Origin of the sequence: Paenibacillus sp. GCM10027626, from assembly GCF_042676285.1 — a bacterium.
Taxonomy (GTDB): Bacteria; Bacillota; Bacilli; order Paenibacillales; family Paenibacillaceae; genus Paenibacillus_Z.
Genome location: NZ_JBHTHC010000027.1, coordinates 1 through 24,135 on the forward strand (window position 1 = coordinate 1; position 24,135 = coordinate 24,135).

41 protein-coding genes are annotated in these 24,135 nt (G+C 48.2%); 2 read left to right on the plus strand and 39 right to left on the minus strand.

Going from position 1 to position 24,135, the window contains the following annotated elements; translation table 11 throughout:
• Positions 1–278 precede the first annotated feature (278 nt).
• Both ACFQ0N_RS32775 and ACFQ0N_RS32780 read right to left on the minus strand, forming a co-directional pair.
• On the minus strand, positions 279–500 hold the full coding sequence (locus ACFQ0N_RS32775) for a hypothetical protein (protein ID WP_379334331.1): 222 nt from the start codon (positions 498–500) through the stop codon (positions 279–281).
• A gap of 173 nt (positions 501–673) precedes the next feature.
• A complete protein-coding gene (locus ACFQ0N_RS32780; RefSeq protein WP_379334430.1) occupies positions 674–1,297 on the minus strand; it encodes a stage II sporulation protein M in 624 nt (207 codons plus the stop codon).
• A gap of 106 nt (positions 1,298–1,403) precedes the next feature.
• On the opposite strand from ACFQ0N_RS32780, the gene pdaB reads away from it, so the two are divergent.
• Entirely contained in the window at positions 1,404–2,213 is an 810-nt protein-coding gene (gene pdaB / locus ACFQ0N_RS32785) for a polysaccharide deacetylase family sporulation protein PdaB (protein WP_379334332.1), read from the plus strand.
• Between the two features lie 5 nt (positions 2,214–2,218).
• Here pdaB and ACFQ0N_RS32790 read toward each other — a convergent pair whose 3' ends face one another.
• The gene (locus tag ACFQ0N_RS32790) at positions 2,219–2,851 is read right to left on the minus strand and encodes a KinB-signaling pathway activation protein (protein WP_379334333.1); all 633 of its coding nucleotides are present in this window, start codon (positions 2,849–2,851) and stop codon (positions 2,219–2,221) included.
• Positions 2,852–3,003: 152 nt separating this feature from the next.
• Here ACFQ0N_RS32790 and gerD point away from each other — a divergent pair, with 152 nt between their 5' ends.
• Entirely contained in the window at positions 3,004–3,684 is a 681-nt protein-coding gene (gerD, locus tag ACFQ0N_RS32795) for a spore germination lipoprotein GerD (RefSeq protein ID WP_379334334.1), read from the plus strand.
• An 87-nt stretch (positions 3,685–3,771) separates the two neighbouring features.
• Here gerD and ACFQ0N_RS32800 read toward each other — a convergent pair whose 3' ends face one another.
• From ACFQ0N_RS32800 to rplD, 36 genes are all read right to left on the minus strand, one after another.
• Entirely contained in the window at positions 3,772–4,884 is a 1,113-nt protein-coding gene (locus tag ACFQ0N_RS32800; protein WP_379334431.1) for an Mrp/NBP35 family ATP-binding protein, read from the minus strand.
• A 105-nt stretch (positions 4,885–4,989) separates the two neighbouring features.
• Positions 4,990–5,769, minus strand: a complete 780-nt coding sequence (gene cwlD / locus ACFQ0N_RS32805; protein WP_379334335.1) for an N-acetylmuramoyl-L-alanine amidase CwlD — start codon at positions 5,767–5,769, stop codon at positions 4,990–4,992.
• Positions 5,770–5,886: 117 nt separating this feature from the next.
• Positions 5,887–7,059 carry a sulfate adenylyltransferase gene (sat, locus tag ACFQ0N_RS32810; RefSeq protein WP_379334336.1) on the minus strand — a complete coding sequence of 391 codons (1,173 nt, stop codon included), beginning with the start codon at positions 7,057–7,059 and terminating at the stop codon, positions 5,887–5,889.
• 11 nt (positions 7,060–7,070) lie between these two features.
• Positions 7,071–7,763, minus strand: coding sequence for a phosphoadenylyl-sulfate reductase (locus tag ACFQ0N_RS32815; protein ID WP_379334337.1), 693 nt, complete (start codon positions 7,761–7,763; stop codon positions 7,071–7,073).
• 145 nt (positions 7,764–7,908) lie between these two features.
• Positions 7,909–8,301: a 30S ribosomal protein S9 gene (gene rpsI, locus ACFQ0N_RS32820; RefSeq protein WP_379334338.1), complete on the minus strand. Its 393-nt coding sequence runs from the start codon at positions 8,299–8,301 to the stop codon at positions 7,909–7,911.
• Between the two features lie 20 nt (positions 8,302–8,321).
• Positions 8,322–8,759 carry a 50S ribosomal protein L13 gene (gene rplM, locus ACFQ0N_RS32825; protein WP_379334339.1) on the minus strand — a complete coding sequence of 146 codons (438 nt, stop codon included), beginning with the start codon at positions 8,757–8,759 and terminating at the stop codon, positions 8,322–8,324.
• A 246-nt stretch (positions 8,760–9,005) separates the two neighbouring features.
• Positions 9,006–9,752 carry a tRNA pseudouridine(38-40) synthase TruA gene (truA, locus tag ACFQ0N_RS32830; RefSeq protein ID WP_379334340.1) on the minus strand — a complete coding sequence of 249 codons (747 nt, stop codon included), beginning with the start codon at positions 9,750–9,752 and terminating at the stop codon, positions 9,006–9,008.
• A 75-nt stretch (positions 9,753–9,827) separates the two neighbouring features.
• Positions 9,828–10,202: a 50S ribosomal protein L17 gene (gene rplQ, locus ACFQ0N_RS32835; RefSeq protein ID WP_379334341.1), complete on the minus strand. Its 375-nt coding sequence runs from the start codon at positions 10,200–10,202 to the stop codon at positions 9,828–9,830.
• 41 nt (positions 10,203–10,243) lie between these two features.
• Positions 10,244–11,188, minus strand: coding sequence for a DNA-directed RNA polymerase subunit alpha (locus ACFQ0N_RS32840; RefSeq protein ID WP_379334342.1), 945 nt, complete (start codon positions 11,186–11,188; stop codon positions 10,244–10,246).
• Between the two features lie 126 nt (positions 11,189–11,314).
• Complete coding sequence (gene rpsK / locus ACFQ0N_RS32845) at positions 11,315–11,710, minus strand: 30S ribosomal protein S11 (RefSeq protein ID WP_148933645.1); 396 nt, start codon at positions 11,708–11,710, stop codon at positions 11,315–11,317.
• Positions 11,711–11,728: 18 nt separating this feature from the next.
• Positions 11,729–12,097 (minus strand): 30S ribosomal protein S13, encoded by a 369-nt coding sequence (gene rpsM / locus ACFQ0N_RS32850; RefSeq protein WP_379334343.1) that lies wholly within the window; start codon positions 12,095–12,097, stop codon positions 11,729–11,731.
• A 16-nt stretch (positions 12,098–12,113) separates the two neighbouring features.
• Positions 12,114–12,227 (minus strand): 50S ribosomal protein L36, encoded by a 114-nt coding sequence (gene rpmJ / locus ACFQ0N_RS32855; protein WP_003333770.1) that lies wholly within the window; start codon positions 12,225–12,227, stop codon positions 12,114–12,116.
• Between the two features lie 49 nt (positions 12,228–12,276).
• Positions 12,277–12,492, minus strand: a complete 216-nt coding sequence (gene infA, locus ACFQ0N_RS32860) for a translation initiation factor IF-1 (protein WP_379334344.1) — start codon at positions 12,490–12,492, stop codon at positions 12,277–12,279.
• 2 nt (positions 12,493–12,494) lie between these two features.
• Positions 12,495–12,767 carry a hypothetical protein gene (locus tag ACFQ0N_RS32865; protein WP_379334432.1) on the minus strand — a complete coding sequence of 91 codons (273 nt, stop codon included), beginning with the start codon at positions 12,765–12,767 and terminating at the stop codon, positions 12,495–12,497.
• Between the two features lie 23 nt (positions 12,768–12,790).
• A complete protein-coding gene (gene map, locus ACFQ0N_RS32870; protein ID WP_379334345.1) occupies positions 12,791–13,543 on the minus strand; it encodes a type I methionyl aminopeptidase in 753 nt (250 codons plus the stop codon).
• The gene (locus ACFQ0N_RS32875; RefSeq protein WP_379334346.1) at positions 13,540–14,193 is read right to left on the minus strand and encodes an adenylate kinase; all 654 of its coding nucleotides are present in this window, start codon (positions 14,191–14,193) and stop codon (positions 13,540–13,542) included. The genes map and ACFQ0N_RS32875 overlap by 4 nt, the downstream gene beginning before the upstream one ends.
• Before the next feature lie 87 nt (positions 14,194–14,280).
• Positions 14,281–15,576 carry a preprotein translocase subunit SecY gene (gene secY / locus ACFQ0N_RS32880; protein WP_379334347.1) on the minus strand — a complete coding sequence of 432 codons (1,296 nt, stop codon included), beginning with the start codon at positions 15,574–15,576 and terminating at the stop codon, positions 14,281–14,283.
• Positions 15,577–16,017 (minus strand): 50S ribosomal protein L15, encoded by a 441-nt coding sequence (gene rplO, locus ACFQ0N_RS32885; protein ID WP_379334348.1) that lies wholly within the window; start codon positions 16,015–16,017, stop codon positions 15,577–15,579.
• A gap of 193 nt (positions 16,018–16,210) precedes the next feature.
• Positions 16,211–16,396, minus strand: coding sequence for a 50S ribosomal protein L30 (gene rpmD, locus ACFQ0N_RS32890; RefSeq protein WP_379334349.1), 186 nt, complete (start codon positions 16,394–16,396; stop codon positions 16,211–16,213).
• Between the two features lie 13 nt (positions 16,397–16,409).
• Positions 16,410–16,907 carry a 30S ribosomal protein S5 gene (rpsE, locus tag ACFQ0N_RS32895; protein WP_379334350.1) on the minus strand — a complete coding sequence of 166 codons (498 nt, stop codon included), beginning with the start codon at positions 16,905–16,907 and terminating at the stop codon, positions 16,410–16,412.
• A gap of 31 nt (positions 16,908–16,938) precedes the next feature.
• Positions 16,939–17,304: a 50S ribosomal protein L18 gene (gene rplR, locus ACFQ0N_RS32900; protein ID WP_379334351.1), complete on the minus strand. Its 366-nt coding sequence runs from the start codon at positions 17,302–17,304 to the stop codon at positions 16,939–16,941.
• 66 nt (positions 17,305–17,370) lie between these two features.
• Positions 17,371–17,913 (minus strand): 50S ribosomal protein L6, encoded by a 543-nt coding sequence (rplF, locus tag ACFQ0N_RS32905; RefSeq protein WP_379334352.1) that lies wholly within the window; start codon positions 17,911–17,913, stop codon positions 17,371–17,373.
• A 30-nt stretch (positions 17,914–17,943) separates the two neighbouring features.
• On the minus strand, positions 17,944–18,342 hold the full coding sequence (gene rpsH / locus ACFQ0N_RS32910) for a 30S ribosomal protein S8 (protein ID WP_379334353.1): 399 nt from the start codon (positions 18,340–18,342) through the stop codon (positions 17,944–17,946).
• Between the two features lie 30 nt (positions 18,343–18,372).
• Entirely contained in the window at positions 18,373–18,558 is a 186-nt protein-coding gene (locus ACFQ0N_RS32915) for a type Z 30S ribosomal protein S14 (RefSeq protein ID WP_036580069.1), read from the minus strand.
• A 23-nt stretch (positions 18,559–18,581) separates the two neighbouring features.
• Positions 18,582–19,124, minus strand: coding sequence for a 50S ribosomal protein L5 (rplE, locus tag ACFQ0N_RS32920; RefSeq protein WP_379334354.1), 543 nt, complete (start codon positions 19,122–19,124; stop codon positions 18,582–18,584).
• A gap of 32 nt (positions 19,125–19,156) precedes the next feature.
• Positions 19,157–19,510 carry a 50S ribosomal protein L24 gene (gene rplX / locus ACFQ0N_RS32925; RefSeq protein WP_379334355.1) on the minus strand — a complete coding sequence of 118 codons (354 nt, stop codon included), beginning with the start codon at positions 19,508–19,510 and terminating at the stop codon, positions 19,157–19,159.
• A gap of 38 nt (positions 19,511–19,548) precedes the next feature.
• Positions 19,549–19,917: a 50S ribosomal protein L14 gene (gene rplN / locus ACFQ0N_RS32930; RefSeq protein ID WP_379334356.1), complete on the minus strand. Its 369-nt coding sequence runs from the start codon at positions 19,915–19,917 to the stop codon at positions 19,549–19,551.
• A gap of 40 nt (positions 19,918–19,957) precedes the next feature.
• Complete coding sequence (rpsQ, locus tag ACFQ0N_RS32935; RefSeq protein ID WP_379334357.1) at positions 19,958–20,221, minus strand: 30S ribosomal protein S17; 264 nt, start codon at positions 20,219–20,221, stop codon at positions 19,958–19,960.
• Between the two features lie 54 nt (positions 20,222–20,275).
• Positions 20,276–20,482, minus strand: a complete 207-nt coding sequence (rpmC, locus tag ACFQ0N_RS32940; protein WP_379334358.1) for a 50S ribosomal protein L29 — start codon at positions 20,480–20,482, stop codon at positions 20,276–20,278.
• On the minus strand, positions 20,472–20,906 hold the full coding sequence (rplP, locus tag ACFQ0N_RS32945) for a 50S ribosomal protein L16 (protein WP_379334359.1): 435 nt from the start codon (positions 20,904–20,906) through the stop codon (positions 20,472–20,474). Before rplP ends, rpmC begins: the two co-directional genes overlap by 11 nt.
• Positions 20,907–20,908: 2 nt before the next feature.
• Positions 20,909–21,577 carry a 30S ribosomal protein S3 gene (gene rpsC, locus ACFQ0N_RS32950; RefSeq protein ID WP_379334360.1) on the minus strand — a complete coding sequence of 223 codons (669 nt, stop codon included), beginning with the start codon at positions 21,575–21,577 and terminating at the stop codon, positions 20,909–20,911.
• A gap of 13 nt (positions 21,578–21,590) precedes the next feature.
• Positions 21,591–21,926, minus strand: coding sequence for a 50S ribosomal protein L22 (gene rplV, locus ACFQ0N_RS32955; protein WP_379334361.1), 336 nt, complete (start codon positions 21,924–21,926; stop codon positions 21,591–21,593).
• Positions 21,927–21,972: 46 nt separating this feature from the next.
• The gene (rpsS, locus tag ACFQ0N_RS32960) at positions 21,973–22,254 is read right to left on the minus strand and encodes a 30S ribosomal protein S19 (protein WP_379334362.1); all 282 of its coding nucleotides are present in this window, start codon (positions 22,252–22,254) and stop codon (positions 21,973–21,975) included.
• 63 nt (positions 22,255–22,317) lie between these two features.
• Positions 22,318–23,148, minus strand: a complete 831-nt coding sequence (rplB, locus tag ACFQ0N_RS32965) for a 50S ribosomal protein L2 (protein ID WP_379334363.1) — start codon at positions 23,146–23,148, stop codon at positions 22,318–22,320.
• 73 nt (positions 23,149–23,221) lie between these two features.
• On the minus strand, positions 23,222–23,512 hold the full coding sequence (gene rplW, locus ACFQ0N_RS32970; RefSeq protein WP_379334364.1) for a 50S ribosomal protein L23: 291 nt from the start codon (positions 23,510–23,512) through the stop codon (positions 23,222–23,224).
• Entirely contained in the window at positions 23,512–24,135 is a 624-nt protein-coding gene (gene rplD / locus ACFQ0N_RS32975; RefSeq protein WP_379334365.1) for a 50S ribosomal protein L4, read from the minus strand. Before rplD ends, rplW begins: the two co-directional genes overlap by 1 nt.

Here is a 24,135-nt window from a genome sequence, read left to right on the forward strand (position 1 = left end):
ATTAGGCACGCCGCCAGCGTTCGTCCTGAGCCAGGATCAAACTCTCCATAAAAGTTGAAGTCCGAAAACTTCTATTCATGAATAAGCTTGTTAGCTCATTACTTGTTTTCTTGCGAATTGACAGTTTTGCTCATTGTTCAGTTTTCAAGGAACAAATCTTCTTTTCTTTCGTGTTGCCGTTGTTCTCAGCGGCGACTTTTATAAGATACCACAGGACATAGGCAGAATGCAATACCTTTTTTAAAAAAACTTTTTCAAAGATTGTGTTTCCCTTGATTTTAGCGGTATTTCCGCCGGTTTAAAGCATAGCGGGACAGATCTTTTGGCGAGGCAAGCCTGGCATACATCCGAAAAATAACGCGATAACGGCTAACAATCGCATTTTTTATTTCTCCATCCAAGCGGCTGTCATTCAAATCAAGCTGCATCTCATCCAATTCTTTACGAAGTATATAGTCAAGCTCCCTGCATTCTTTATCGTTAAATAAGATCCCTAGCATCGTCTGAGAATGCCTCCTTAAATTTCATCGCTTTTGTTCCCCATTAGCTGTATTGGATGCAAAAAAGCGACGCATGCGTTATTCACATTGAACGTCGCTTTAATGTTATGTTCAAATAATGGAAAATTTATTACTGAGAAATTTAATTTTAAATAAGGCTATTCAACAGCCGCTTATGACATCAGCCATGCCGTAAATGTACTCTCAATAACCGCTGCAAGGAGCAATACAACGACGAGCACTACCATCACTGGTATGGTCCGCATAACAAACTGCTCCAATCGTTTGCCCCAGCCTGCTTGACGACCGGCCAAAGCGCCTACCCCTTGAAACATCAGCTTCCCGAAATAAAGTCCATAAGCACAGGCGACCAAGATTGCCGGAATTTCCAATATGCCATGGGGAAGCAGGCCTTTAAAGATGGCAGTAAAGAGGTATTCCCCTCCCTGCTCCGCCGCGGCGCGAATTACAAATCCGACAAGCATGCCGTTAATCGCCAAAAACAAGATGGGAATGACGCCAAATAACGCGCCCAAATACATAACCAGAATAGCTTTGATCGCATTATTGAAAAAAATAAACAGCATTAACGTAATCGTTGGGTTGCTGCTCGAATCAATTGTTTCCGCCATTTGCTTCAAACCTTCGATTTGTCCCATTAAAAATGATCGAAAAGCAGGGCTTCCGCCGCCAATTATAATTCCGGCCAAAAACAATATCGTGCTAAAGATCAGGTAAGACTTCATCGATTTCAAATGACCGTATATTTCTCGCCAAGAAAACAAAGCCAACATCATTTTCACCCCGCCAAATCCTTTTATTTCATAGTTTGATGAATAAGTCGATTGTACGAGCATAGATTGTACTAATACAAGCCCTTATGAGAGAGGAGAGCTAGGCCCAATGAACAACATGTTCTATGTCATCAATGGCCGCAAGGTGAAGCGCTATTTCCTTCTATGCGTCGGCATTCTATTTGCTGCTGGGGTAATCTATGCTGAGAAAGACAATATTACCGTATTTGCCCCTCAACAGCCTGCAGCGATTTACAGCATCCCAACAGACAAAAAAGTCATCGCCTTAACCTTTGACATTAGTTGGGGAGAAAAACGAGCTATTCCTATTATGGAAGTGCTCAAAGAGAAAAATGTAAACAAATCAACCTTTTTCTTATCGGCCGTTTGGAGCCAAGCCCATCCTGAAATCGCCAAAAAAATAGTCGAAAACGGCTTTGAAATCGGCAGCCACGGCTATAAACACGATAACTACAGTACGCTCAGCGATGAGGAAATTCGCAAGCAGATTAAGACCGCTCATTCTATTTTATCGCAAACAACCGGGAAATCGCCAAACTTGATCCGGCTCCCCAATGGCGATTTTGACAAGCGCGTGCTGCGAATCGCCGAAGAGCTCAATTACAAAGTCATTCAATGGGATACGGATTCGCTTGACTGGATGAATGGCGGAACCGAGAAAATTGTTAACCGCGTTGTCGAAAAGGCGCATCCGGGCGATATTGTTCTTATGCATGCCAGCGATACACCCAAGCACACGATCGAAGCTCTTCCCGCCATTATTGATCAGCTTCGCGCCAAAGGTTATGAATTTGTTTCTGTATCGGAGCTCATTGCCCAAACGGAAGTACAAGGAAAGACTGTACAAGACAAAACCGCCTCGTTCCAACAATTAGAAGCAGCGGCGGCTGGATTTTAATATCATTATTCAACGGCCGGTTTCGCGTCAACTGCGGAATCGGTCGTTTCTTTGCGCACCAAGCGGTGGAGCCACATAATTTGATAAGCATTGCAAATAAAAATGGGAATCATCATAAATACAATCGCAGTCGGATTATTTTCACCGTTCAGGCTCGGCCAGCATTCCAGCATCGTGACCACGTACATTAAAAACAAAGTGGGAATAAACGCCGTATTATTCGTCTGCTTCACTTTCACGTAAGCGACGAGCCAAGAAGCGAGCGTCAGCACAAGCGGCAGCACCCAAAACAGCCAATTGTTCCCAAGCGCTTCGCGGTTTTGATACAGCATATATCCTAAAGCGCCGATTGCAAATACAGTGGAGTACGCCTGGAGCGCATTCCATAAATATTTTTTACGGAACACACTTAGCGCAATATAATTTAAAACCAGGTAGGCGAAAAATCCCATCTGGCTAAATACTCCGAACATTAACCCGACGATCGCCATCATAAGCGCATTAAAGCCGGCAGCCTCCAGCCCCATAAAACCAAAAGACGGATCGCTCCACTGCATGACGGAACCTACAATTACGGTTACAACAGCCCCTACGGCCATTGTACTCCAAAATAAGAAAACTATTTTGCGTATATTCACCAAGGTCACTCCCAAATTTTTTTGCCTCAGGCATAATCCCCTTTATTTTACCACGTTCCCTACAAAAATCTACTTGCCGTCCATGATAATCCGATGAACATTGAAGCATAATACAGATACTTTATTTGCCGCGAAAGGAGAAGCAACTGCTCATGCTCAAACGTCTGATATTCCCTTTGACTCTTGCCATGCTTATGCTGCTGCTTTCGAGCTGCGGATCAGAATCTTCTGGAAGCTCAACTGCTACACTTAGCTATAAAGACATGAAATCGATGGTTATCGACATTTTAAAAACGGAAGACGCCCAAAAAGCATTACAGGAATCTCAACAGTCAGGCGGCGGCGGCTTAAGTTCACGCATGATGTCTGTTCAAGACAAGGAACAGGTTCGTATGGCCGTAAAAGAAACATTGATCTCGCCCGACTACCACAAAGTCATTGAGAAGCTCATGACCGATCCCCGCTTCGCCGGAGAATTTGCCAAGGCTGTGACTAAAGAAAACAAACAGCTTCATAAGGATCTAATGAAGGACCCTACTTATCAGCAAGATCTCATTAAAGTCATGAAAAATCCGGAAATGGACAAAATGATTCTCGATGTTTTAGGCAGTACGCAGTATCGTAAACAAATCTCCACCGTCATGCAGGAAGCTATGCAAAGCCCGATATACCGGCTTGAAATTTTGGACCTGCTCAAAAAAGCGGTAAAAGAGGAGCTGCAGCCTAAGCCGGACGAAAAAGTAAGTAAAAAGAAAGAAGGCGGCGGTGAGGGAGGACAGCAAGGCGAAAAAAAATCAGGTGAGGGTGAAGGTGAAGGTGAGAGCAGTTCTTAGACTGCCTTGTTCATAAATTATAAAACAACCCGCTATTTAGCCTTATTCCCGCAACGGGGCAGCGCTAATAAGCGGGTTTATTTTTCATTATGAGTTTACCTTCGCATTTTCACATTTGGACAAAATTTGCTCTGCTACATCCAAATAGATTTGGCCGATTTCCGTGTCCGCTTTATAAACAGATGGCGAAAAATCCGGCTCTGCCGGGTGGTTGTCCGGCGCTCCCAGCGGAATCTGGGCTAATAACGGGGCGTTAAGCGTTTCCGCCAGGCGTGCGCCGCCGCCACGTCCAAAGATATATTCCGGCTCACCGCATTTTCCGCATTGATAATACGCCATATTTTCAATGACACCGAGAATTTCATGCTCGGTTTTGATCGCCATCGCACCTGCTCGCGCCGCCACAAACGCAGCCGTCGCATGAGGTGTTGTTACGATGATCTCTTTACTTTGCGGTATTAATTGATGGACATCGAGAGCGACATCGCCTGTACCCGGAGGCAAATCCAACAAGACATAGTCGAGCTCGCCCCATTCAATTTCGGCGAAAAAATTGCGCAGCATTTTGCCGAGCATCGGGCCGCGCCATACGATTGGCGCATTGTCCTCAACAAAAAAGCCCATCGACATTACTTTAACGCCAAACCGCTCAATCGGAATGACGCGCTGGTTTTCTACATTCGGCCGTTCTTCAATACCCATCATATCCGGCACACTAAAGCCGTAAATGTCGGCATCGATAATTGCTACCCGTTTGCCCTTGCGCGCCAATGCAACGGCCAAATTGACGGTAACGGTCGATTTGCCTACTCCGCCTTTGCCGCTGGCAACTGCAATATACTGTACACCGCTGTCGGCTTGCAGCATCGGATTATTCTCCATACCGGCTCCATGACCGCGGATCGCCCCCGCGGCAGCAGAAGCGCCTTGCTTCTTCTGGCCCTTGTCGGCCTGTCCACTGGCCGCTGCCGGCTCAGCCGGACGAAAGCGGCAATGGACATCTTCTACGCCATGCTGAGCCAAGGAAGAACGCAGAGCGCTCTCCAGCACGGCCTGCTCGCTTTCCTGCACGCCTGTTACTGTCATGGAAACTTGACGATCTCGAACTACAACATCACGGAATGCAATAGCAGCATCCGGTTTTCTATACTTGGCCACTACGGCTTCTATAGCTGCAATAGCCTCCTCGCGGGTTAACATCGGCGTTCGTCTCCCTTTATAAACATAATAGCTGAGTACGGTCAGCTTTCGTTTGTTCACCCTCTAGTATACCAATAGTTGTCCCCGTATCCAAGAAAACAGCGATTATTTCACACTTTGTTTCGCTCCTGATCCAAGCTTTTCTCCCGAGCAGTACCGCAAAATGCCCTGATAAATCGAGGCGGCTACTTTTTTCTGATAATCGGCATCGATTAACCGTCTTGCTTCTTCGGGGTGCGATAAAAAGCCGACTTCAACCAAAGTGGTCGGTATATCTTCAATCGCTTTCAATACATAAACGCCTTCTTTTTTCGCCGCAACCCGCTCGGTATTTTGCAAGTTCCGTCTAATTTCATCCTGAATCAATGAGGCTAGCAAAGGATTGTCCGGGTGATTCGGATAGTAAAAGGTCTGGGCGCCATACCAGCGCGGTGACGGAATGCTGTTCATATGGATACTGATAAACAGATTTGCCTGCCGCTCCTTCACGAATTTAACGCGCTGCAGCAGATCCTCCGTTTTCCGCTTTCCTATCTTTTTCGTCCCCTCCTGCGCCAGATCATAGTCTCCCTCGCGCGTCATGACAACTACCGCTCCCGCTTGCTGCAAATAATCCCGGAGCTGCAAAGCGATGGCCAAATTCAGATCTTTCTCTACCGCCCCCTTCTTACTTACCGCCCCGCCGTCTGCGCCGCCGTGACCGGCGTCGATGGCAATCGTTTTGCCTGACAATGGCAGCGTCCAGTATGTCCAGGTTTTCGTCGATGGGACTTCCAGTGTCAACAATACAACCGCTAACAAGATTCCTGTTGCAATTAGTCCTATGCGCAGTACCCCGCGGTAGGTTAACCATAAAACGATCCGTTTTCTCCGTCCTTGCCTCATCCAAAAAACCACCCCAATCCTATAGCATGATAGCTGCAAACAGGATCAGCAGTCCTGCGCTTATTATCATCATATGGGACGAGGTGGTCAGTTATGCAAAAGCGTTACAGCCAAAAGCTAATTTACTGGCTGCTCCTGTTTGGTCATGCCTTCAATCAATATTTGGGCAACCTCAGGCCGGGAAAACTCCGGCGGCGGACATATGCCATCGCGCAGCAAGGCACGCACTTTCGTTCCGGAAAGCGTTAGATGCGCCTCTTTATCATGCGGACATGTCTTGCTTGAAGCCATGTTTCCGCATTTTGTGCAGTAGAAGCTATGTTCGAAATAGAGCGGCGTAATGCCCAGATCTGCCGGCGGTATCGATTTGAGCAGATCCTGCGCTTCGTAAGTTCCGTAATAATCGCCTACGCCTGCATGGTCGCGCCCAACGATAAAATGGGTACAACCGTAGTTTTTGCGCACGATCGCATGAAAAATCGCTTCACGCGGGCCCGCATAGCGCATTGCCGCCGGGAAAACCCCTAAAAACACGCGATCCTGCGGGTAATAATTTTCGAGCAAGGCAATATAACTTTTCATCCGGACACTAGCAGGGACATCATCTGATTTTGTCTCCCCGACTAATGGATTCAAAAATAACGCATCTACAATTTCCATTGCGCATTTCTGTATATATTCATGAGCGCGGTGAACCGGATTGCGCGTCTGGAAGCCGACTATAGTCCTCCAGCCCTTCTCAGCGAACAGCCTGCGCGTCTCGGCCGGGTCATAATAAAACTCGTTAAACTTCTCAGGCACGGGGCGATTCAGCACCGTTACAGGGCCGCCAACATAAGTAGAAGGACGGTCCAGCAGCTTGGCAACACCCGGATGCTCACGATCGTTCGTTTTAAACACCTGCACAGCCTCATACTCTTGATCAACTTCATAAATGCTTGCTACATCAATAATGCCGTAAATAACGCCATCCTCGCCGCGCAATGACGCGCGCTCTCCGATGGACAAACCGGTAGCCGTAACAGGTTCTACTGCCAGCGTAATGGGAATGCTCCACACGGTGCCGTCGGCCAGGCGCATGCGGTCGACTACCGAAACATAATCAGCCTCCGTCATGAAGCCTTCCAGCGGTGAAAATGCCCCGACAGCAATCAAATCCAGATCGGATATCGTCCATGTATTTATTGTAATAGCAGGCAATGCAGCTGCCTCTTCAAGCAGCGCGGCACGCACGTCGCCCCCTGCCAATCTGTTTACTAAACTGCCGCCATGTGGCTCTATTGCGCTCATTATAGCTCCTCCTATTTATGCAGCCCGCATTCTGTCTTCTCTTGGCCCGACCAGCGTCCGGCTCTTGGATCTTCCCCTGGCATAACCTGACGCGTACAATATTCACAGCCGATACTTGGATAATTGCGGTCATGCAAGGGATTATAAATGACATCATTAGTACGAATATAAGCCCACACGTCTTCATTTGTCCAGCTCGCAAGCGGATTAAACTTCATTAAGCCGAACTTCGCATCATACTCCACTTTTTTCGCATTTGCTCTTGTCGGTGCTTGGTCGCGACGAATACCAGTAATCCAAGCATCATACTTGGTTAAAATCGTAGTAAGAGGTCCTACTTTACGGATATTGCAGCATTCATTGGCATTGCTCTTCCACAGTTCCGGGCCGAACTTCTCTGCCTGCTCTTCTGGTGTAAGCTCGGGCGCCGCCCGAACAAATTTCAAGCCGTAACGGTCAGCTAAGCGATCACGCGTCTCATACGTTTCTTTGAAATGGAAATCAGTATCAAGATAAAAGATATCCGTTTTCGGGCTAATTTTTTGCAGCATATCGACCAAGACGACATCTTCTGCTCCGAAACTGCAAGCTAACGTTATTTTAGGAAACGTCTCTACTGCATATTGCAGCACTTCCTCAGCTGAGGCTTGCTCCAACTGTTCTGCCTTTAATTTAGCCAAGGCTTCCTTCTCAAATAAATTCATCGTTACCCTCCATCTTTTTAATTCCAAGTAAGTCGATCTACTTTGAATTATACGTCTTCTCGGGCTTTTGTTCAATCATCTAATTTAGAATATGCAAAAAAGACCTTCTCTGACAAACAGAGAAGGTCTTGTATCCAAAAAGATATTAACGTTTCGAGAACTGAGGAGCACGACGAGCTGCTTTCAAGCCGTACTTTTTACGTTCTTTCATACGCGGGTCACGAGTCAAGAAGCCTGCACGCTTCAGAGCTGGACGGAACTCAGGGTCAGCTTTCAACAGTGCACGAGAGATACCGTGACGGATTGCTCCTGCTTGACCGGACATGCCGCCGCCATGAGCAAGAACGAGAACGTCATATTTGCTTCCCGTTTCAGTCAAAGCAAGCGGTTGTTTTACGATCAGCTTCAAAGTTTCGAGACCAAAATAGTCATTAAGGTCACGTTTATTAATAATGATTCGTCCTTCACCCGGCACAAGGCGTACACGTGCTACGGAGTGTTTACGACGACCGGTTCCATAGTATTGAACTTGAGCCATGAAACTGTCCTCCCTTTTAATTATCCGCGAAGTTCGTAAACTTCAGGGTTTTGAGCTTGATGTGGGTGTTCCGAACCAGCGTAAACTTTCAGCTTCAGCTTCATTTTTTCGCCAAGGCGATTCTTCGGCAGCATGCCGTGAATAGCGGATTCCAGAACTCTTTCCGGTTTGTTCTTAATCATGTCGGCAGCGGATGTCGCTTTCAGGCCGCCGGAATACAGCGAGTGACGGTAATACATTTTGTTTTGCAGTTTTTTGCCGGTCAGAACGATTTTCTCTGCATTGATGACGATAACGAAATCGCCAGTGTCAACATGCGGTGTAAATTCTGGCTTATGCTTGCCGCGAATCAAGCTAGCAGCTTCACTTGCCAGACGACCAAGCGTCTTACCTTCCGCATCGATGACGTACCATTTGCGTTCTACTTCATTTGGCTTAGCCATATAGGTGGTGCGCATGGATGATCCTCCTTATTCATGTAACAACCGTTCACATGTCTCATGTCATAAACGTTCTCATGTATAAAGAAACGTTACCCGTTTCATCGGTTTCATTCAATGTCAATAATTATACTTCTATTGGCAAACTAAGTCGGGGCTGTGGGAGAGCCACTTAGAAAGCACAAGTTATATTCTACTATATCGGGCGCCCATGTGCAAGTCATTTCATGCATCAAATCCCTTATTTTATGCCGTAAAAGACTGTTAAAATTCCGGGTATTCGACCTGCCATAACGTTAAGCCATGAGCCATTGCAGTAGGCCCCGCCAGTGTGCGGTCACGCGCCGCCAAAATAGCCGGAATATCACCTGGGCTCAGCTTTCCTTCGCCAATCCATACGGCCGTCCCGGCAATAATTCGCACCATATTGTACAAGAAGCCGCTGCCGGTAACGTACAGCTCCAACTTGTTTGGGGATTCAAGAAGTGCAATATTGTAGATTGTTCTCACATGGCTGGGCTGTGTGGATTGCGGAGAGGCAAATGAAGTGAAATCATGTTCGCCCACAAGCTCCTGCAACCCTTCACGCATAGCCTGCACGTCTAAAGGCGCATAATGATGAAGTGCATATCGCCGTTGAAAAACATCCGGAAACTGACTTGTATCAATGACATAACGATACGTTTTACTTAATGCCGAATGCCGGGCATGAAACTCCGGCGGCATCAGGTCAGCCTGCAGTACAACGATATCGTCAGGCAATCGGGCATTAATCGCCAATGTCCAGCGTTCGACAGGGATTCGCGATTCTGTATGAAAATTAAATACCTGTCCCTGAGCATGGACGCCTGCATCCGTACGTCCAGAGCCGATGATCCTAAGCCCGTCTTCCTTCGTCAAGCTTCTGATCGCCGCTTCGAGCACATCCTGAATCGTATTTCCGCTTGGCTGCGATTGAAAGCCGCTATAGTCCGTTCCATCATAGCTGACAATCATCCGAATATTATTCATCATGCACCCTCCTTCGTGCAGCCGCTACACACCCAACAAAAAAAGGTGGCCGTTAGGTCCACCCTTTCTGCTTGTTTACGCCTGCTCTGCACGATCCACCAGTTCCAAATATACCATAGGCGCTGCGTCACCGCGGCGTGGTCCCAGCTTCAGAATCCGTGTGTAACCGCCTGGACGCTCCGAGTAGCGGGTAGCCAGATCAGAGAACAGCTTTTGGATTGCATCCTGACCGCCTTCGATCGACTCGCGGCGGACAAAAGCTGCAGCCTGACGACGAGCATGAAGGTCGCCACGCTTTGCCAGGGTGATGAGTTTTTCAGCGATCGGGCGAAGCTCTTTCGCTTTCGCTTCCGTCGTTTGAATACGCTCATACAAGAACAAGTCAGTAACGAGATCGCGGAACAATGCTTTACGCGAGCTTGCGTCACGGCCTAGTTTAGAGTATCCCATTGTTTTTCCCCTCCCTTACGAAGTCTCTAAGTCTCTTGCTGCTATTCATCCATGCGGAGACCAAGACCCAATTCTTCGAGCTTCTCTTGTACTTCTTCCAAAGATTTGCGACCAAGGTTACGCACCTTCATCATATCTTCTTCTGTTTTCGTGATCAGCTCTTGAACCGTATTGATCCCTGCACGTTTTAGGCAGTTGTACGAACGTACGGAAAGATCCAGTTCCTCGATTGTCATCTCGAGCACTTTTTCTTTCTTGTCTTCTTCCTTCTCGACCATGATTTCGGCATCTTTAGCTTCATCGGTCAAACCGACGAACAGATCCAGATGTTCGGTCAAAATTTTGGCCCCGAGACTGACTGCCTCTTCCGGCCGAATGCTGCCATCGGTCCAAACTTCAAGTGTAAGTTTGTCGTAGTTGGTCACTTGACCGACACGGGTATTTTCAACGCTATAATTCACACGTGTTATCGGCGTATAGATCGAATCGACCGGAATGACACCGATCGGCTGATCTTCCCGCTTATTGCGATCCGCTTGTACATATCCGCGTCCGCGATTTGCAAATACCCGCATATGGAGCCGCGCACCGGAAGCCAGGGTCGCGATATGAAGATCAGGGCTCAATATTTCGACATCGCTGTCCGCGCGAATATCGCCCGCCGTAACGTTGCCTTCGCCTTCCGCGTCAATTTCCAACACTTTTTCCTCATCGGAATGGATTTTGAGAGAAAGACTCTTCAGGTTGAGAATGATCTCGGTTACGTCCTCCATCACTCCCGGAACCGTGGAAAACTCATGCAGCACACCGTCGATTTGAACCGAGGTTACCGCTGCACCTGGCAACGACGACAACAAAATTCGGCGAAGCGAATTTCCGAGCGTCGTGCCGTAGCCGCGTTCCAGCGGCTCGACTACGAAGCGTCCGTATGTGCCATCCTCGTTCAACTCAACGGTTTCGATTTTCGGCTTTTCGATCTCAATCACTATTAGTACCCTCCTTCAAAAACGTCGCTCCGTTCCATGATCGCTCTTGTAGTCAAATCATGTAGTATGGCAAACCTTCACAACCATTATTCACAAGTTGTTGACATTTGATACCACATGCACAGACTATACGCGACGACGTTTCGGCGGACGGCATCCGTTATGCGGAACTGGTGTTACGTCCTTAATGAGGTTAACTTCAAGACCAGCTGCTTGCAGTGAGCGGATTGCCGCTTCACGGCCAGCGCCAGGGCCTTTAACCATTACCTCAACGGCTTTCATGCCATGTTCCATAGCCGCTTTTGCTGCGGATTCAGCAGCCATTTGCGCTGCGAACGGCGTGCTTTTGCGGGAACCTTTGAAACCAAGGTTACCTGAGCTTGCCCAGGAGATTGCATTGCCGTGCGGATCGGTGATCGTTACGATCGTGTTGTTGAATGTCGAGCGAATGTGTGCTACGCCCGACTCAATATTTTTGCGGTCACGACGTTTTGTACGAACCACTTTTTTCGGTTTAGCCATTTCAGTTATCCCTCCTTATTACTTCTTCTTATTCGCTACAGTCCGGCGAGGACCTTTACGAGTACGAGCATTTGTTTTGGTCCGTTGACCGCGAACCGGCAAGCCGCGGCGGTGACGAACGCCCCGATAGCAGCCGATCTCAATCAGACGCTTAATGTTAAGCGAAATCTCGCGACGAAGGTCGCCTTCAACTTTAACCGTTTTGTCGATCGACTCGCGCAATTGGCTAACTTCGTCCTCCGTCAAATCGCGAACGCGGGTATTTTCATTAATCCCTGTAGCGCTCAAGATTTTCTCGGACGTTGTTTTACCGATTCCGAAAATGTACGTCAAAGCGATCACTACGCGCTTGTCGCGCGGCAAGTCTACACCAGCTATACGTGCCATCTAACGCTGTCCCTCCTTATCCTTGTTTTTGTTTGTGTTTCGGATTTTCACAAATCACCATAACGTTGCCTTTGCGGCGAATGACTTTGCATTTTTCGCAAATTGGCTTAACAGAAGGTCTGACCTTCATTGTGATTACCTCCCGAGTTCTTCGTCAGAAGACCAGCTTTTAGGAAGGTCTACTTCCGATAGGTAATGCGTCCTTTAGTTAAATCATAAGGCGACAACTGTACGACCACTTTATCCCCAGTCAGAATACGAATAAAGTGCATTCTGAGCTTGCCGGATACGTGAGCCATAATTTGATGTCCGTTCTCCAGTTCCACCTTGAACACTGCATTGGGCAACGGCTCTATTACCGTACCTTCGACCTCGATAACGTCTTCTTTGGCCACAGTCATTCTCCTTTCCCTGGCGCATACTTCTGAATTGAAAAACGAAGTTTAGCATTGGTGACCCGGCCGGTCTCCTTTATACTGTCAGCCACTTCGCGGCTGACCGCCGACTCCATCAGAAGATGCATCACGTTCTTCTTCTTCGGCTCATCGAAGCGCCGCTTGTCGCCGTCAGCGATCAGGACAAATCGCTCATCAACAATGCCGATAATAACGGCATAGCTTTCACGATCCTTGCCACGCAGCACTTTGACGATACGTCCGATTTCAGGCATGTGCTTCAATGCGATCAACCTGCCTACTCCCCACTGCGGGTCAAAATCTCACAGCCGTCTGCAGTCACCGCTACAGTATGCTCAAAGTGAGCGCACCATGAACCGTCCTGCGTTACAACCGTCCAATCATCCCCAAGTGTACGAACATAACGTTCACCGATGTTCACCATTGGCTCGATCGCCAGCACCATGCCTGGCTTCAGGCGCGGTCCGCGATCAGGTATACCGTAATTCGGAATTTGTGGTTCCTCATGAAGATTGGCACCAATCCCATGACCGACATATTCCCGAACGACGGAGAAGCCTGCTGCTTCGATCACTTTTTGAATTGCATGCGAAATCGTAAACAACCGAACATCCGGTTTCACTAATGCAAGTCCTGCATAGAGCGACTCTTCCGTCACATCCAGCAAACGCTGTGCTTCATCGCTTATCGTACCGACACCGTAGGTCCAGGCGGAGTCGCCATGGTAGCCTTCGTATTGTGCTCCGATATCGATGCTGATGATATCACCGTCATTCAACTTGCGTGCACCCGGAATACCGTGTACCAGCTCTTCGTTTACAGAGACGCATATGCTGCCGGGGAAACCATTGTAGCCTTTGAAAGAAGGAACGGCATTCTGGCTGCGAATGTACTTTTCTGCAATAGAGTCGAGCTCCAGTGTTGTAATGCCTGGGCGAATCGCTTGCTTCAGCACGCGATGCGTGTCGGCGACAATTCGGCCTGCTTCTCTCATATATCGCAATTCCGCTTCGGACTTGCAAATAATCATTCTACAGAACCTCGCAAACAGGATACGATCTCGGATGTTACTTCGTCGATGTCCTTCTCGCCGTCTACTTCCCGCAGCAGTCCTTTGCCTGTATAGTAATCAAGCAATGGAGCCGTTTTGGAAATATACTCGTCAAGACGTGTACCGACTTTTGCTTCCGTATCGTCTGACCGTTGATACAGCTCGCCGCCGCATTTATCGCATACGCCTTCCTGCTTGGGCGGATTGAACATAACATGATATGTCGCTCCGCAAGCTTTACAAATGCGACGACCGGTCAGCCGCGCAAGCAGCAAACCGCGATCCACCTTCAAATTGACGACATGATCGATGCTGCGTCCCATCTCAGCCAGCATTCCATCAAGCGCTTCGGCTTGCTGGAGCGTCCGTGGGAAACCATCGAGCAGAAAGCCTTTGTTGCAATCTTCCAGCAACAGACGGTCACGAACGATGCCATTCGTAATTTCATCTGGAACAAGAAGACCTTGGTCAACGTATTCCTTCGCTTTTTGGCCCAGCGGCGTGCCTTGCTTCATAGCCAATCGGAAAGCATCGCCTGTCGAAATGTGCGGAATGCCGAAAGTATCGACGATCCGCTCGGCTTGCGTGCCTTTTCCCGCGCCTGGAGGACCCATGAATAAGATGTTCATTAACGTGTTCCTCGCTTTAAGCACAATAGGCTCTAAACGGGTTCCGCAAAAATACACCAACGCGGAAGCCCGATTTTGAACCTATCGTTATTTATTGATAAACCCTTTGTAATGGCGCTTGATAAGCTGCGTTTCGATTTGCTTCATCGTATCCAGTCCTACACCGACGATGATAAGCATCGACGTTCCTCCGAGCTGAATCGAGCGATCAAGTCCCGCTATCGAGCCAAATGCGACCGGCAAGATGGAGATTACCGCCAAGAACAGCGCTCCGCTCAATGTAATCCGCGACATAACGCGAGTAATGTAGGAAGATGTCGGCTTGCCAGGGCGAATGCCCGGGATATACCCGCCATTTTTCTTCATTTGATCGGCCATTTGCACCGGATTGATTTGAACGAAGGTATAGAAGAACGTGAAACCGATAATCAACACAACATACAGCACCATACCGAGCGGCTTGTCATAGTACATATTATTCTGAACCCATTGCGCCCAGCCATATTGGGAAAAGAACTGTGCAATCGTAACCGGGAACATGAGCAGCGATACCGCGAAGATAACCGGAATAACGCCTGCACCGTTTACTTTCAATGGAATATGCGTCGATTGTCCGCCATACATTTTCCGGCCAACCACACGCTTGGCATATTGCACCGGAATTTTGCGGATCCCTTGCTGAACGAAGATGACGCCGACAATTATCGCAATTACTGCAATAACTAGCACAATCATCTTAATAATGTTCAAGAACAATTTATCCCCTGCATCTACAATTTGAGTTGCATACAGCGTGCGAATATGGCCAGGAATCCCCGCCACGATACCGGAAAAGATCAGGATCGAAATCCCGTTGCCGATGCCTTTCTCCGTAATCTGCTCACCGAGCCACATGAGGAAGGCCGTACCCGCCGTCAGGATTATTGCAATCATCAAGTAAGTTGTGAAGGTTGCATTCGGGATCATTTCCATCGTATATTGACGGTTAAAGCCGATTGCTGTACTGAAGCCTTGGATAAGGCCGAGTACGATCGTGCCGTAACGCGTAATTTGCGCAAGCTTGCGCTTCCCGTTCTCCCCCTCTTTCGCCCATTCCGCAAACTTTGGAATAACATCCATCGAAAGCAGCTGGACGATAATCGAGGCTGTAATATAAGGGAAAATCCCAATTGCAAAAATGGAGAATTGGAACAATGCGCCACCGGAGAACGTGTTGAGCAAACCGAATATGTTTTCCCCGCCCGTTTGCTTGAATACCTCTTTGTTTACCCCGGGAACCGGAATAAACGAACCGATACGGTAAATCAACAAGATGAACAGAGTGAACAAAATCCGCCTGCGCAGGTCTTCTATTTTCCAAATGTTGGACACGGTCTTGAACAATTAGATCACCTCGGTTTTACCGCCGGCAGCCGTGATTTTCTCTACCGCAGATTGAGAGAACTTGTTTGCTTTCACCGTCAATTGAACACTGATTTCGCCATTGCCCAGAACTTTAATGCCGCTCTGAGGGTTTTTAACGATCCCTTGCTCCATGAGCAGTTCAGGTGTTACTTCCGTACCTGCCGCGAAGCTGTTCAGTTCTTCGATGTTCACAATCGCGTACTCTTTACGGAAAGGGTTATTAAAGCCGCGTTTTGGCAAACGACGGTACAACGGGTTTTGTCCGCCCTCGAAACCTGGGCGTACACCGCCGCCGGAACGAGCATTTTGGCCTTTGTGACCGCGGCCAGCCGTCTTACCATTGCCGCTACCGATACCGCGGCCTTTGCGGTAACCCGCTGGGCGCGAACCCGCTGCTGGAGTGAGCTCATGCAATTTCATCGTAGTTTGCACCTCCTTAAAGTTTTTGCGTTGCTCCTAGGCATAGCTTCTTTGCAAGCAAAAACTTGCTTCGAAAGCATACACTTAGTTTTTGCGTTGCTTCCAGGCATAGCATCTTTGTAAGCAAAAACTCACTTCGGAAGCATATGCTTAGTTTTTGCGTTGCTTCTATCCGTTCAGGCATTTAAATGCCTTATCCTTGTACTTCTTCAACCTTAACCAAATGGCTAACATGGTTCACCATGCCGCGAATGGCTGGGCTGTCGTTATGAACAACCGATTGATGAAGCTTGCGCAAACCAAGCGTATTGACTGTTGCGCGCTGCTTCTCGTTGCGGCCGATCAGGCTGCGTACGAGGGTGATTTGCAATTTTGCCATCTTATTTCCCTCCTTAACCCAAAAGCTCTTGTACGGTTTTTCCGCGCAGTTTTGCCACGTCTTCCGCACGCTTCAGTCGGGACAATCCTTCCAATGTAGCGTTGACCATGTTCATCGAGTTGGAAGAACCAAGCGATTTTGTCAGGATGTCGCCAACACCTGCAAGCTCCAGAACGGCACGAACAGGACCGCCCGCAATCACACCGGTACCTTCAGATGCCGGTTTGAGCAGTACGCGTCCTGCGCCGAAATGTCCAAGCACTTGGTGCGGGATTGTAGTCTTAACAAGCGGCACATGGATCAGGTTCTTCTTCGCATCTTCGATACCTTTACGGATCGCATCAGGAACTTCTCCTGCTTTGCCGATGCCTGCGCCAACATAACCATTGCCGTCGCCGACTACTACAAGCGCGCTAAAGCTGAAACGGCGTCCGCCTTTAACAACTTTCGCGACGCGGTTGATTTGAACTACTTTCTCTGTCAGTTCTAACGCATTCGGATCTATACGCAAGTCGTCTTACCTCCTTAATGAGTATTGTAAATCAGAATTGAAGTCCTGCTTCGCGAGCTGCATCAGCCAGCGCTTTGATGCGGCCATGATACAAGTAGCCGCCGCGGTCAAATACGATTTGCTCTACGCCTTTTTCTTTGGCGCGGTTTGCAATCAATTCACCGATTTTGCGGGCTGCTTCCACGTTACCGCCGTTACCGATCTCGCCTACTTCTTTATCAAGCGTTGAAGCTGCTGCAATCGTTACGCCTTGCACATCATCGATCAATTGAGCATAGATGTGTTTGGCTGAACGGAATACGGACAGACGAGGGCGCTGAGTAGTACCGCTGATTTTCTTACGAACACGCAGGTGACGCTTCAGACGCGCTTTGTTCTTATCGCCTTTTGTAATCATTCGAACGACACTCCTTTCTTTCGTTCCTTATGAAGCTATCCGATTAAGCGGCCAGCGAAGGCGCGCTTACTTCTTCTTACCAGCTTTACCTTCTTTGCGAATAATACGCTCGCCTTCGTACTTGATCCCTTTGCCTTTGTACGGCTCAGGCTCACGAACGGAACGGATTTTCGCTGCGATAGCACCAACACGCTCTTTGTCGATCCCTTTTACGATAATTTTCGTGTTAGAAGGAACTTCAAATTCGATGCCAGATTCCGGCTCAATTTCAACCGGGTGCGAGTAGCCTACGTTAAGTACGACTTTCTCGCCGCTTTTATTTGCACGGTAACCAACGCCTACGAGCTCAAGGGTTTTGGAGAAACCTTCAGTTACACCATTCACCATATTCGCGATCACGCTGCGGGTAGTACCATGCAAAGAGCGATGTAATTTATTATCAGAAGGACGCTCGACAGTAAGCGAAGTTTCATCAAGAACGATATTCATGTCCTTGTGAAGCTCACGGCTCAAAGTACCTTTTGGTCCTTTAATTGTAATAACGCTATTTTCCAAGCTGATGTTTACGCCACCAGGTACTTGGATTGGTTTGCGGCCAATACGAGACATTGTTGCACCTCCAATCGTTGTAACAGTATATTACCAAACGTAGCAGACGACTTCGCCGCCAGATTTAACTTGACGAGCTTCTTTATCAGTCATAACCCCTTGGGATGTCGAAATGATCGCAACTCCCAGTCCGCCCAGTACGCGAGGGATTTCTGTGCTTTTCGTGTAAACGCGCAGGCCAGGCTTGCTAATGCGCTTCAGACCTGTGATAACGCGCTCTTGGTTCGGGCCGTATTTCAGGAAAATACGGATAATCCCTTGTTTGTTATCCTCGATATACTCAGCATCACGGATGAAGCCCTCGCGCTTCAAAATCTCAGCGATTTGCTTCTTCACTTTCGAAGCCGGCATTTCCACAGTTTCGTGACGCACTACGTTAGCGTTACGAATCCGTGTCAGCATATCTGCAATAGGATCAGACATAACCATTGTGTGAACCTCCTTCCCGAACTCAGTTAATTACCAGCTTGCTTTTTTAACGCCAGGGATCTGGCCTTTATATGCTAATTCACGGAAACAAATCCGGCAAATTTTAAACTTTTGCAAAACGGAATGCGGACGGCCGCAGCGCTCGCAGCGCGTGTAAGCACGCACTTTGAACTTCGGAGCGCGTTGCTGCTTAATCTTCATCGAAGTTTTTGCCACTTGGTATCTACACCTCCTGTGGATTACTTCGCAAACGGCATGCCCATTTGGGTCAGCAGTTCACGAGCTTCTTCGTCCGTTTTTGCCGTCGTGACGATGACGACGTCCATACCACGCACTTTGTCGACTTTATCATAATCGATCTCCGGGAAGATCAATTGCTCTTTCAAGCCAAGCGTATAGTTGCCGCGGCCATCGAACGCTTTCGTGGACACGCCACGGAAGTCACGTACACGCGGAAGCGTAACGTTGAACAATTTATCAAGGAAATAGTACATACGCTCACCGCGCAGTGTAACTTTAACCCCGATCGGCATGTTTTCGCGAAGTTTGAAACCTGCGATCGATTTCTTTGCGCGAGTTACAACCGGTTTTTGACCAGCAATGAGACGAAGATCTTCAACAGCGCTATCCAGTACTTTGGAGTTAGCAACTGCTTCGCCAACACCCATGTTGATAACAACTTTTTCAATCTTCGGCACTTGCATGACCGTTGTATAGTTGAACTTCTGCATCAGAGCAGGAGTAATATCATTCAAAAAACGATCTTTCATTCTTGCTGCCATGTTACATGGTCCTCCTTTCTCTAAACGATGAATTAATCGATCACTTCGCCGGATTTTGTAGCGATCCGAACTTTTTTACCGTTGTCAAGCACTTTGTAGCCGATGCGCGTTACTTTGCCGCTCTTCGGATCAACGTGCATCACGTTTGAAACGTGAATCGGCGCTTCTTGCTCAATGATTCCGCCTTGCGGATTCGCTTGAGAAGGACGGCTATGTTTCTTCACCATATTTACGCCTTCAACGAGTACGCGATTTTCACGGGGATACGCAGCAATGACGCGGCCTTTTTTGCCTTTGTCCTTACCGGTGATCACGATCACGTTGTCGTCTTTTTTCACGTGCATTTTATTGTTGTGAGACTCCAATACTTTTTTCAACCGTGGCATGAGTTACACCTCCTGCATGCTTGAATGATCAAGCTAAATTAAATCACTTCCGGTGCAAGCGATACGATTTTCATGAAATCGCGGTCGCGCAATTCGCGGGCAACTGGTCCAAAGATTCGTGTGCCGCGTGGGCTTTTGTCATCCTTAACGATTACTGCTGCATTTTCATCAAATGCAATGTAGGAACCGTCTTTACGACGAACCGAACGTTTAGTACGCACGATTACAGCACGGACTACATCGCCTTTTTTGACAACGCCACCGGGTGTTGCTTGTTTGACGGAGCAAACGATCAAGTCACCGATGTGAGCAGCGCGGCGGCCAGTACCACCCAGTACACGGATACACATCAGTTCTTTCGCACCAGAGTTGTCGGCAACAGCCAAGCGTGTAAATGGTTGAATCATTCTGGCGTCCTCCTTTCATAGCAAAGGTTGTGCAACTAGCTTACAATACTACTGCAACTTCAACGACTTCGACTAAGCGGAACCGTTTGTCTTTAGAAAGCGGACGAGTCTCCATGATTTTGACAGTATCGCCAATTTTCGCCTGGTTGTTCTCGTCGTGCGCTTTGAATTTTTTTGTATACTTGATACGTTTATGGTACAAATTGTGCTTTTTGTACGTTTCTACAGCAACAACGATCGTTTTATCCATCTTGTCGCTAACGACTTTCCCGATTTGAACCTTGCGCGCATTACGTTCGCTCATGTTCTTCCTCCTTCCCTACGATAGCACTTCCTTATCGTCACGGACATATACTCATCAATTAGCTGCTGATATTCCGAGTTCTCTTTCACGCAGAACGGTTTTAGCACGAGCTATTTCCTTCCGCACGTCACGGATCCGGGTAGGGTTATCCAATTGACCAGTAGCCAATTGAAAACGAAGGTTGAACAGCTCTTCTTTAAACCCGGAGATCTTTTGTTCGATCTCAGCAGAGGTAAGGTTGCGAATTTCACTAGCTTTCATTTGCTTCACCACCCGCTTCTTCGCGTTTCACGAACTTCGTTTTGATCGGGAGCTTGTGGGCAGCCAGACGCATAGCTTCGCGTGCGATTTCTTCCGATACACCAGCAAGTTCAAACATGATCTTGCCCGGTTTTACAACGGAAACCCATTTCTCCACGTTACCTTTACCACTACCCATCCGTACTTCAAGCGGCTTTTGGGTAATTGGCTTGTGAGGGAAAATTTTGATCCAAACTTTACCGCCACGGCGGATGTAACGAGTCATTGCAATACGGGCAGATTCGATCTGACGGTTCGTGATCCAACCTGGCTCCAGAGCTTGCAAACCGTATTCGCCGAAAGCTACTTCTGTACCGCCTTTAGCGCGACCTCTCATGCTGCCACGTTGTTGTTTACGGTGCTTGACGCGTTTTGGTACCAACATGATTAGTTGCCTCCTTCCTGCGGAGCCGCTGCTTTCTTCTTAGCTGGAAGGATTTCGCCACGGTAGATCCACACTTTTACGCCAATACGGCCATAAGTCGTGTGTGCTTCAGCTGTGCCGTAGTCGATGTCAGCACGCAGTGTATGAAGCGGAACTGTGCCTTCGCTATATCCTTCAGTACGAGCAATCTCTGCACCGCCCAGACGTCCGCTGACCGATGTTTTGATTCCTTTTGCACCTGCACGAATTGTACGGCCGATCGATTGTTTCATTGCACGACGGAATGAAATGCGGCGCTCCAATTGTTGTGCGATGCTTTCAGCTACCAAGACTGCATCCAGTTCCGGGTTTTTAATCTCGGAAATGTTGATGTGGATTTTTTTGCCGTTCGTAATTTTAGCAAGCTCGGTGCGCAGGTTTTCAACCTCGGAACCGCCTTTGCCAATAACCATACCAGGCTTTGCCGTATAAATCGTAACGTTCACGCGATTAGCGGCACGCTCGATTTCAAAACGGGAAACAGCCGCGTCTTTCAACTTGTTTTTCAAGTACTCACGGATTTTAACGTCTTCCATGAGCAGGTCGCCAAAGTCTTTGCCTGCGTACCATTTGGATTCCCAATCACGGATAATACCAACACGCAAACCGACTGGATTTACCTTTTGACCCACACGTTTTCCCTCCTTATTTTTCGGATACCACCAATGTAATGTGGCTTGTTCTTTTGTTAATCCGGCTGGCACGACCCATCGCACGGGGACGGAAACGTTTCATCGTCGGACCTTGATTCACATAAACCTGAGATACAACCAGTTTACTTACGTCCAACTGGAAGTTATGCTCAGCGTTAGCAATTGCCGAATTCAGCAGCTTCTCAACTACAGGGGAAGCAGATTTCGGTGTATGCCGCAAAATTGCGATCGCTTCGCCAACTTGCTTGCCGCGGATCAAATCCACTACGAGTTGAGCTTTGCGAGGTGCAATGCGCACGTGATTAACGCTCGCTTTTGCTTGTTGCATGAATGTACCTCCTCTCGTTCTCATCAGAAACTATCTCTAAGACCGATTAACGACGGCCTGTTTTCTTGTCGTCCGCACCATGGCCTCTGTAAGAGCGCGTTGGAGCAAATTCGCCAAGCTTGTGTCCTACCATATCTTCCGTTACGTACACCGGCACGTGCTTGCGGCCGTCATAAACCGCGAAAGTGTGACCGATGAATTGCGGGAAAATTGTCGAACGGCGTGACCAAGTTTTAACGACAACTTTTTTGTTCGACTCATTCAGATCCTCGACTTTTTTCAGCAGGTAACCGTCAATAAACGGACCTTTCTTCAAACTGCGACCCATAGATGATCCTCCCTTCACAAGACATCACGCGACATTCATCACGCGGCGGCGCTTATGCGCCTATTACTTCGTGCGACCACGAACAATATATTGGCTTGAAGCTTTTTTCTTCTTGCGCGTTTTGTATCCAAGAGTCGGTTTGCCCCAAGGAGACATTGGCGATTTGCGGCCGATTGGCGCACGACCTTCACCACCACCATGCGGGTGATCGTTCGGGTTCATTACAACACCGCGAACTTCAGGACGCTTGCCCATCCAACGGGAACGACCGGCTTTACCGATTTTCACGAGCTCGTGATCACCGTTGCCTACCGAACCGATTGTTGCACGGCATTTTTTCAGAATACGGCGAACTTCGCCGGAGGACAGACGGATTACCGCGTAGTCATCCTCTTTACCAAGCAATTGAGCTTCAGTACCGGCTGCACGAACCAATTGTCCGCCTTTGCCAGGTTTCATCTCAATGTTGTGGATAACTGTACCAACTGGAATGTTTTCCAGAGGAAGCGCGTTGCCGATTTTGATATCCGCATCAGATCCGGATACGATTTTGTCGCCCACTTTCAGACCTTTTGGAGCGATAATATAACGCTTTTCGCCGTCCGCATAGTGGATCAGCGCAATGTTCGACGTACGGTTCGGATCGTACTCAATCGTTGCTACGTTACCAACGATGCCATCCTTCGTCCGTTTGAAGTCGATGATGCGATATTTACGTTTATGGCCGCCACCATGATGGCGAACCGTGATTTTGCCTTGATTGTTACGCCCTGCTTTTTTGGAAAGCGGCGCAAGAAGCGATTTCTCCGGCGTGCTTGTCGTAATCTCTTCGAATGTAGAGACGGACATCGCACGGCGAGCCGGGGAAGTCGGTTTATACTTCTTGATAGGCACTTCGATTCCCTCCTTAACCGTTTATCTAACGGCGGTTTGCGGTCAGAGCGTCAAACGCTCCACGACCGTTTCCTTATACCGTTTCGAAAAATTCTAGCTCATTGCTGTCTTGGCTCAATTGCACGATCGCTTTTTTCCACTCGGATGTATATCCGTTGTAACGACCGTAGCGTTTTGGCTTCGCCGGCATACGCATAGTATTAACGCTCGATACTTTTACTTTGAAAATTTCCTGAATAGCGTTTTTGATTTCCGTTTTGTTAGCACGGATATCTACTTCGAACACATAACGCTTGTTCATCATGAAATCGCTAGTTTGTTCTGTGATGATCGGGCGCTTGATAATATCGCGTGGATTTTTCATTACGCAAGCACCTCCTGTACTTTCTCGACCGCTTCCTTGGTGATGATCAGCTTGTCGTGAAGCATAACATCCAGAACATTGATGCCGTCAGCTGCGACAAATTTCACGCCTGGGATATTGCGCGCAGACAATGCAACATTGTCTTCATACGACGCTGTAACTACAAGCGCCTTGCGAGCAACCTTCAGGCTGTTCAGAATTGCTGCGAATTCTTTTGTCTTTGGTGCAGCCATCGCAAGTTGATCAAGTACGATAATGTCGTTGTCGATCACTTTGGAAGACAGTGCGGATTTAATCGCCAGACGGCGAACTTTCTTCGGCAGCTTAAAGCCGTAGCTGCGCGGAACCGGACCAAATACTGTACCGCCGCCAACCCATTGCGGGGAGCGAATGCTACCTTGACGCGCACGGCCTGTACCTTTTTGTTTCCAAGGCTTACGTCCGCCGCCGCGTACTTCGGAGCGTCCTTTGGTCTTGTGCGTACCTTGGCGTTCTGCAGCTTGCTGCAGCAGAACTGCGCTATGCAAAACATGAACGTTAGGCTGGATGCCGAATACTGTTTCGGACAACTCAACTTCGCCTACTTGCGAACCGTTCACGCTATAAATTGCTACTTTTGGCAT

Coding starts and splice junctions, on each gene's coding strand:
- rplR (WP_379334351.1), bottom strand. CDS start 17,304: ATGATTACAAAAGGCGATAAGAACAAAGCGCGTCTGAAGCGTCACCTG.
- rplE (WP_379334354.1), bottom strand. CDS start 19,124: ATGGCAGCAAGAATGAAAGATCGTTTTTTGAATGATATTACTCCTGCT.
- rplW (WP_379334364.1), bottom strand. CDS start 23,512: ATGAAAAATCCACGCGATATTATCAAGCGCCCGATCATCACAGAACAA.
- rplF (WP_379334352.1), bottom strand. CDS start 17,913: ATGTCTCGTATTGGCCGCAAACCAATCCAAGTACCTGGTGGCGTAAAC.
- rpsQ (WP_379334357.1), bottom strand. CDS start 20,221: ATGAGCGAACGTAATGCGCGCAAGGTTCAAATCGGGAAAGTCGTTAGC.
- map (WP_379334345.1), bottom strand. CDS start 13,543: ATGATTATTTGCAAGTCCGAAGCGGAATTGCGATATATGAGAGAAGCA.
- rpsK (WP_148933645.1), bottom strand. CDS start 11,710: ATGGCTAAACCGAAAAAAGTGGTTCGTACAAAACGTCGTGACCGCAAA.
- rplP (WP_379334359.1), bottom strand. CDS start 20,906: ATGTTGGTACCAAAACGCGTCAAGCACCGTAAACAACAACGTGGCAGC.
- rplN (WP_379334356.1), bottom strand. CDS start 19,917: ATGATTCAACCATTTACACGCTTGGCTGTTGCCGACAACTCTGGTGCG.
- ACFQ0N_RS32800 (WP_379334431.1), bottom strand. CDS start 4,884: ATGTTAACCCGCGAGGAGGCTATTGCAGCTATAGAAGCCGTAGTGGCC.
- rplM (WP_379334339.1), bottom strand. CDS start 8,759: ATGCGCACCACCTATATGGCTAAGCCAAATGAAGTAGAACGCAAATGG.
- rpsI (WP_379334338.1), bottom strand. CDS start 8,301: ATGGCTCAAGTTCAATACTATGGAACCGGTCGTCGTAAACACTCCGTA.
- rpsH (WP_379334353.1), bottom strand. CDS start 18,342: ATGGTTATGTCTGATCCTATTGCAGATATGCTGACACGGATTCGTAAC.
- ACFQ0N_RS32875 (WP_379334346.1), bottom strand. CDS start 14,193: ATGAACATCTTATTCATGGGTCCTCCAGGCGCGGGAAAAGGCACGCAA.
- ACFQ0N_RS32775 (WP_379334331.1), bottom strand. CDS start 500: ATGCTAGGGATCTTATTTAACGATAAAGAATGCAGGGAGCTTGACTAT.
- cwlD (WP_379334335.1), bottom strand. CDS start 5,769: ATGAGGCAAGGACGGAGAAAACGGATCGTTTTATGGTTAACCTACCGC.
- ACFQ0N_RS32815 (WP_379334337.1), bottom strand. CDS start 7,763: ATGAATTTATTTGAGAAGGAAGCCTTGGCTAAATTAAAGGCAGAACAG.
- ACFQ0N_RS32780 (WP_379334430.1), bottom strand. CDS start 1,297: ATGATGTTGGCTTTGTTTTCTTGGCGAGAAATATACGGTCATTTGAAA.
- rplD (WP_379334365.1), bottom strand. CDS start 24,135: ATGCCAAAAGTAGCAATTTATAGCGTGAACGGTTCGCAAGTAGGCGAA.
- rpsM (WP_379334343.1), bottom strand. CDS start 12,097: ATGGCACGTATAGCTGGTGTAGACTTGCCGCGCGACAAGCGCGTAGTG.
- truA (WP_379334340.1), bottom strand. CDS start 9,752: ATGAATAATATTCGGATGATTGTCAGCTATGATGGAACGGACTATAGC.
- rplQ (WP_379334341.1), bottom strand. CDS start 10,202: ATGGGATACTCTAAACTAGGCCGTGACGCAAGCTCGCGTAAAGCATTG.
- rpmJ (WP_003333770.1), bottom strand. CDS start 12,227: ATGAAGGTCAGACCTTCTGTTAAGCCAATTTGCGAAAAATGCAAAGTC.
- pdaB (WP_379334332.1), top strand. CDS start 1,404: ATGAACAACATGTTCTATGTCATCAATGGCCGCAAGGTGAAGCGCTAT.
- rplO (WP_379334348.1), bottom strand. CDS start 16,017: ATGAAATTGCATGAGCTCACTCCAGCAGCGGGTTCGCGCCCAGCGGGT.
- rplX (WP_379334355.1), bottom strand. CDS start 19,510: ATGCCACGGTTGAAAAAAGTATTGGAGTCTCACAACAATAAAATGCAC.
- gerD (WP_379334334.1), top strand. CDS start 3,004: ATGCTCAAACGTCTGATATTCCCTTTGACTCTTGCCATGCTTATGCTG.
- sat (WP_379334336.1), bottom strand. CDS start 7,059: ATGAGCGCAATAGAGCCACATGGCGGCAGTTTAGTAAACAGATTGGCA.
- rpmD (WP_379334349.1), bottom strand. CDS start 16,396: ATGGCAAAATTGCAAATCACCCTCGTACGCAGCCTGATCGGCCGCAAC.
- rplV (WP_379334361.1), bottom strand. CDS start 21,926: ATGCAACAAGCAAAAGCGAGCGTTAATCACGTGCGCATTGCACCTCGC.
- rpmC (WP_379334358.1), bottom strand. CDS start 20,482: ATGAAAGCTAGTGAAATTCGCAACCTTACCTCTGCTGAGATCGAACAA.
- rpsS (WP_379334362.1), bottom strand. CDS start 22,254: ATGGGTCGCAGTTTGAAGAAAGGTCCGTTTATTGACGGTTACCTGCTG.
- ACFQ0N_RS32865 (WP_379334432.1), bottom strand. CDS start 12,767: ATGCCTGAAATCGGACGTATCGTCAAAGTGCTGCGTGGCAAGGATCGT.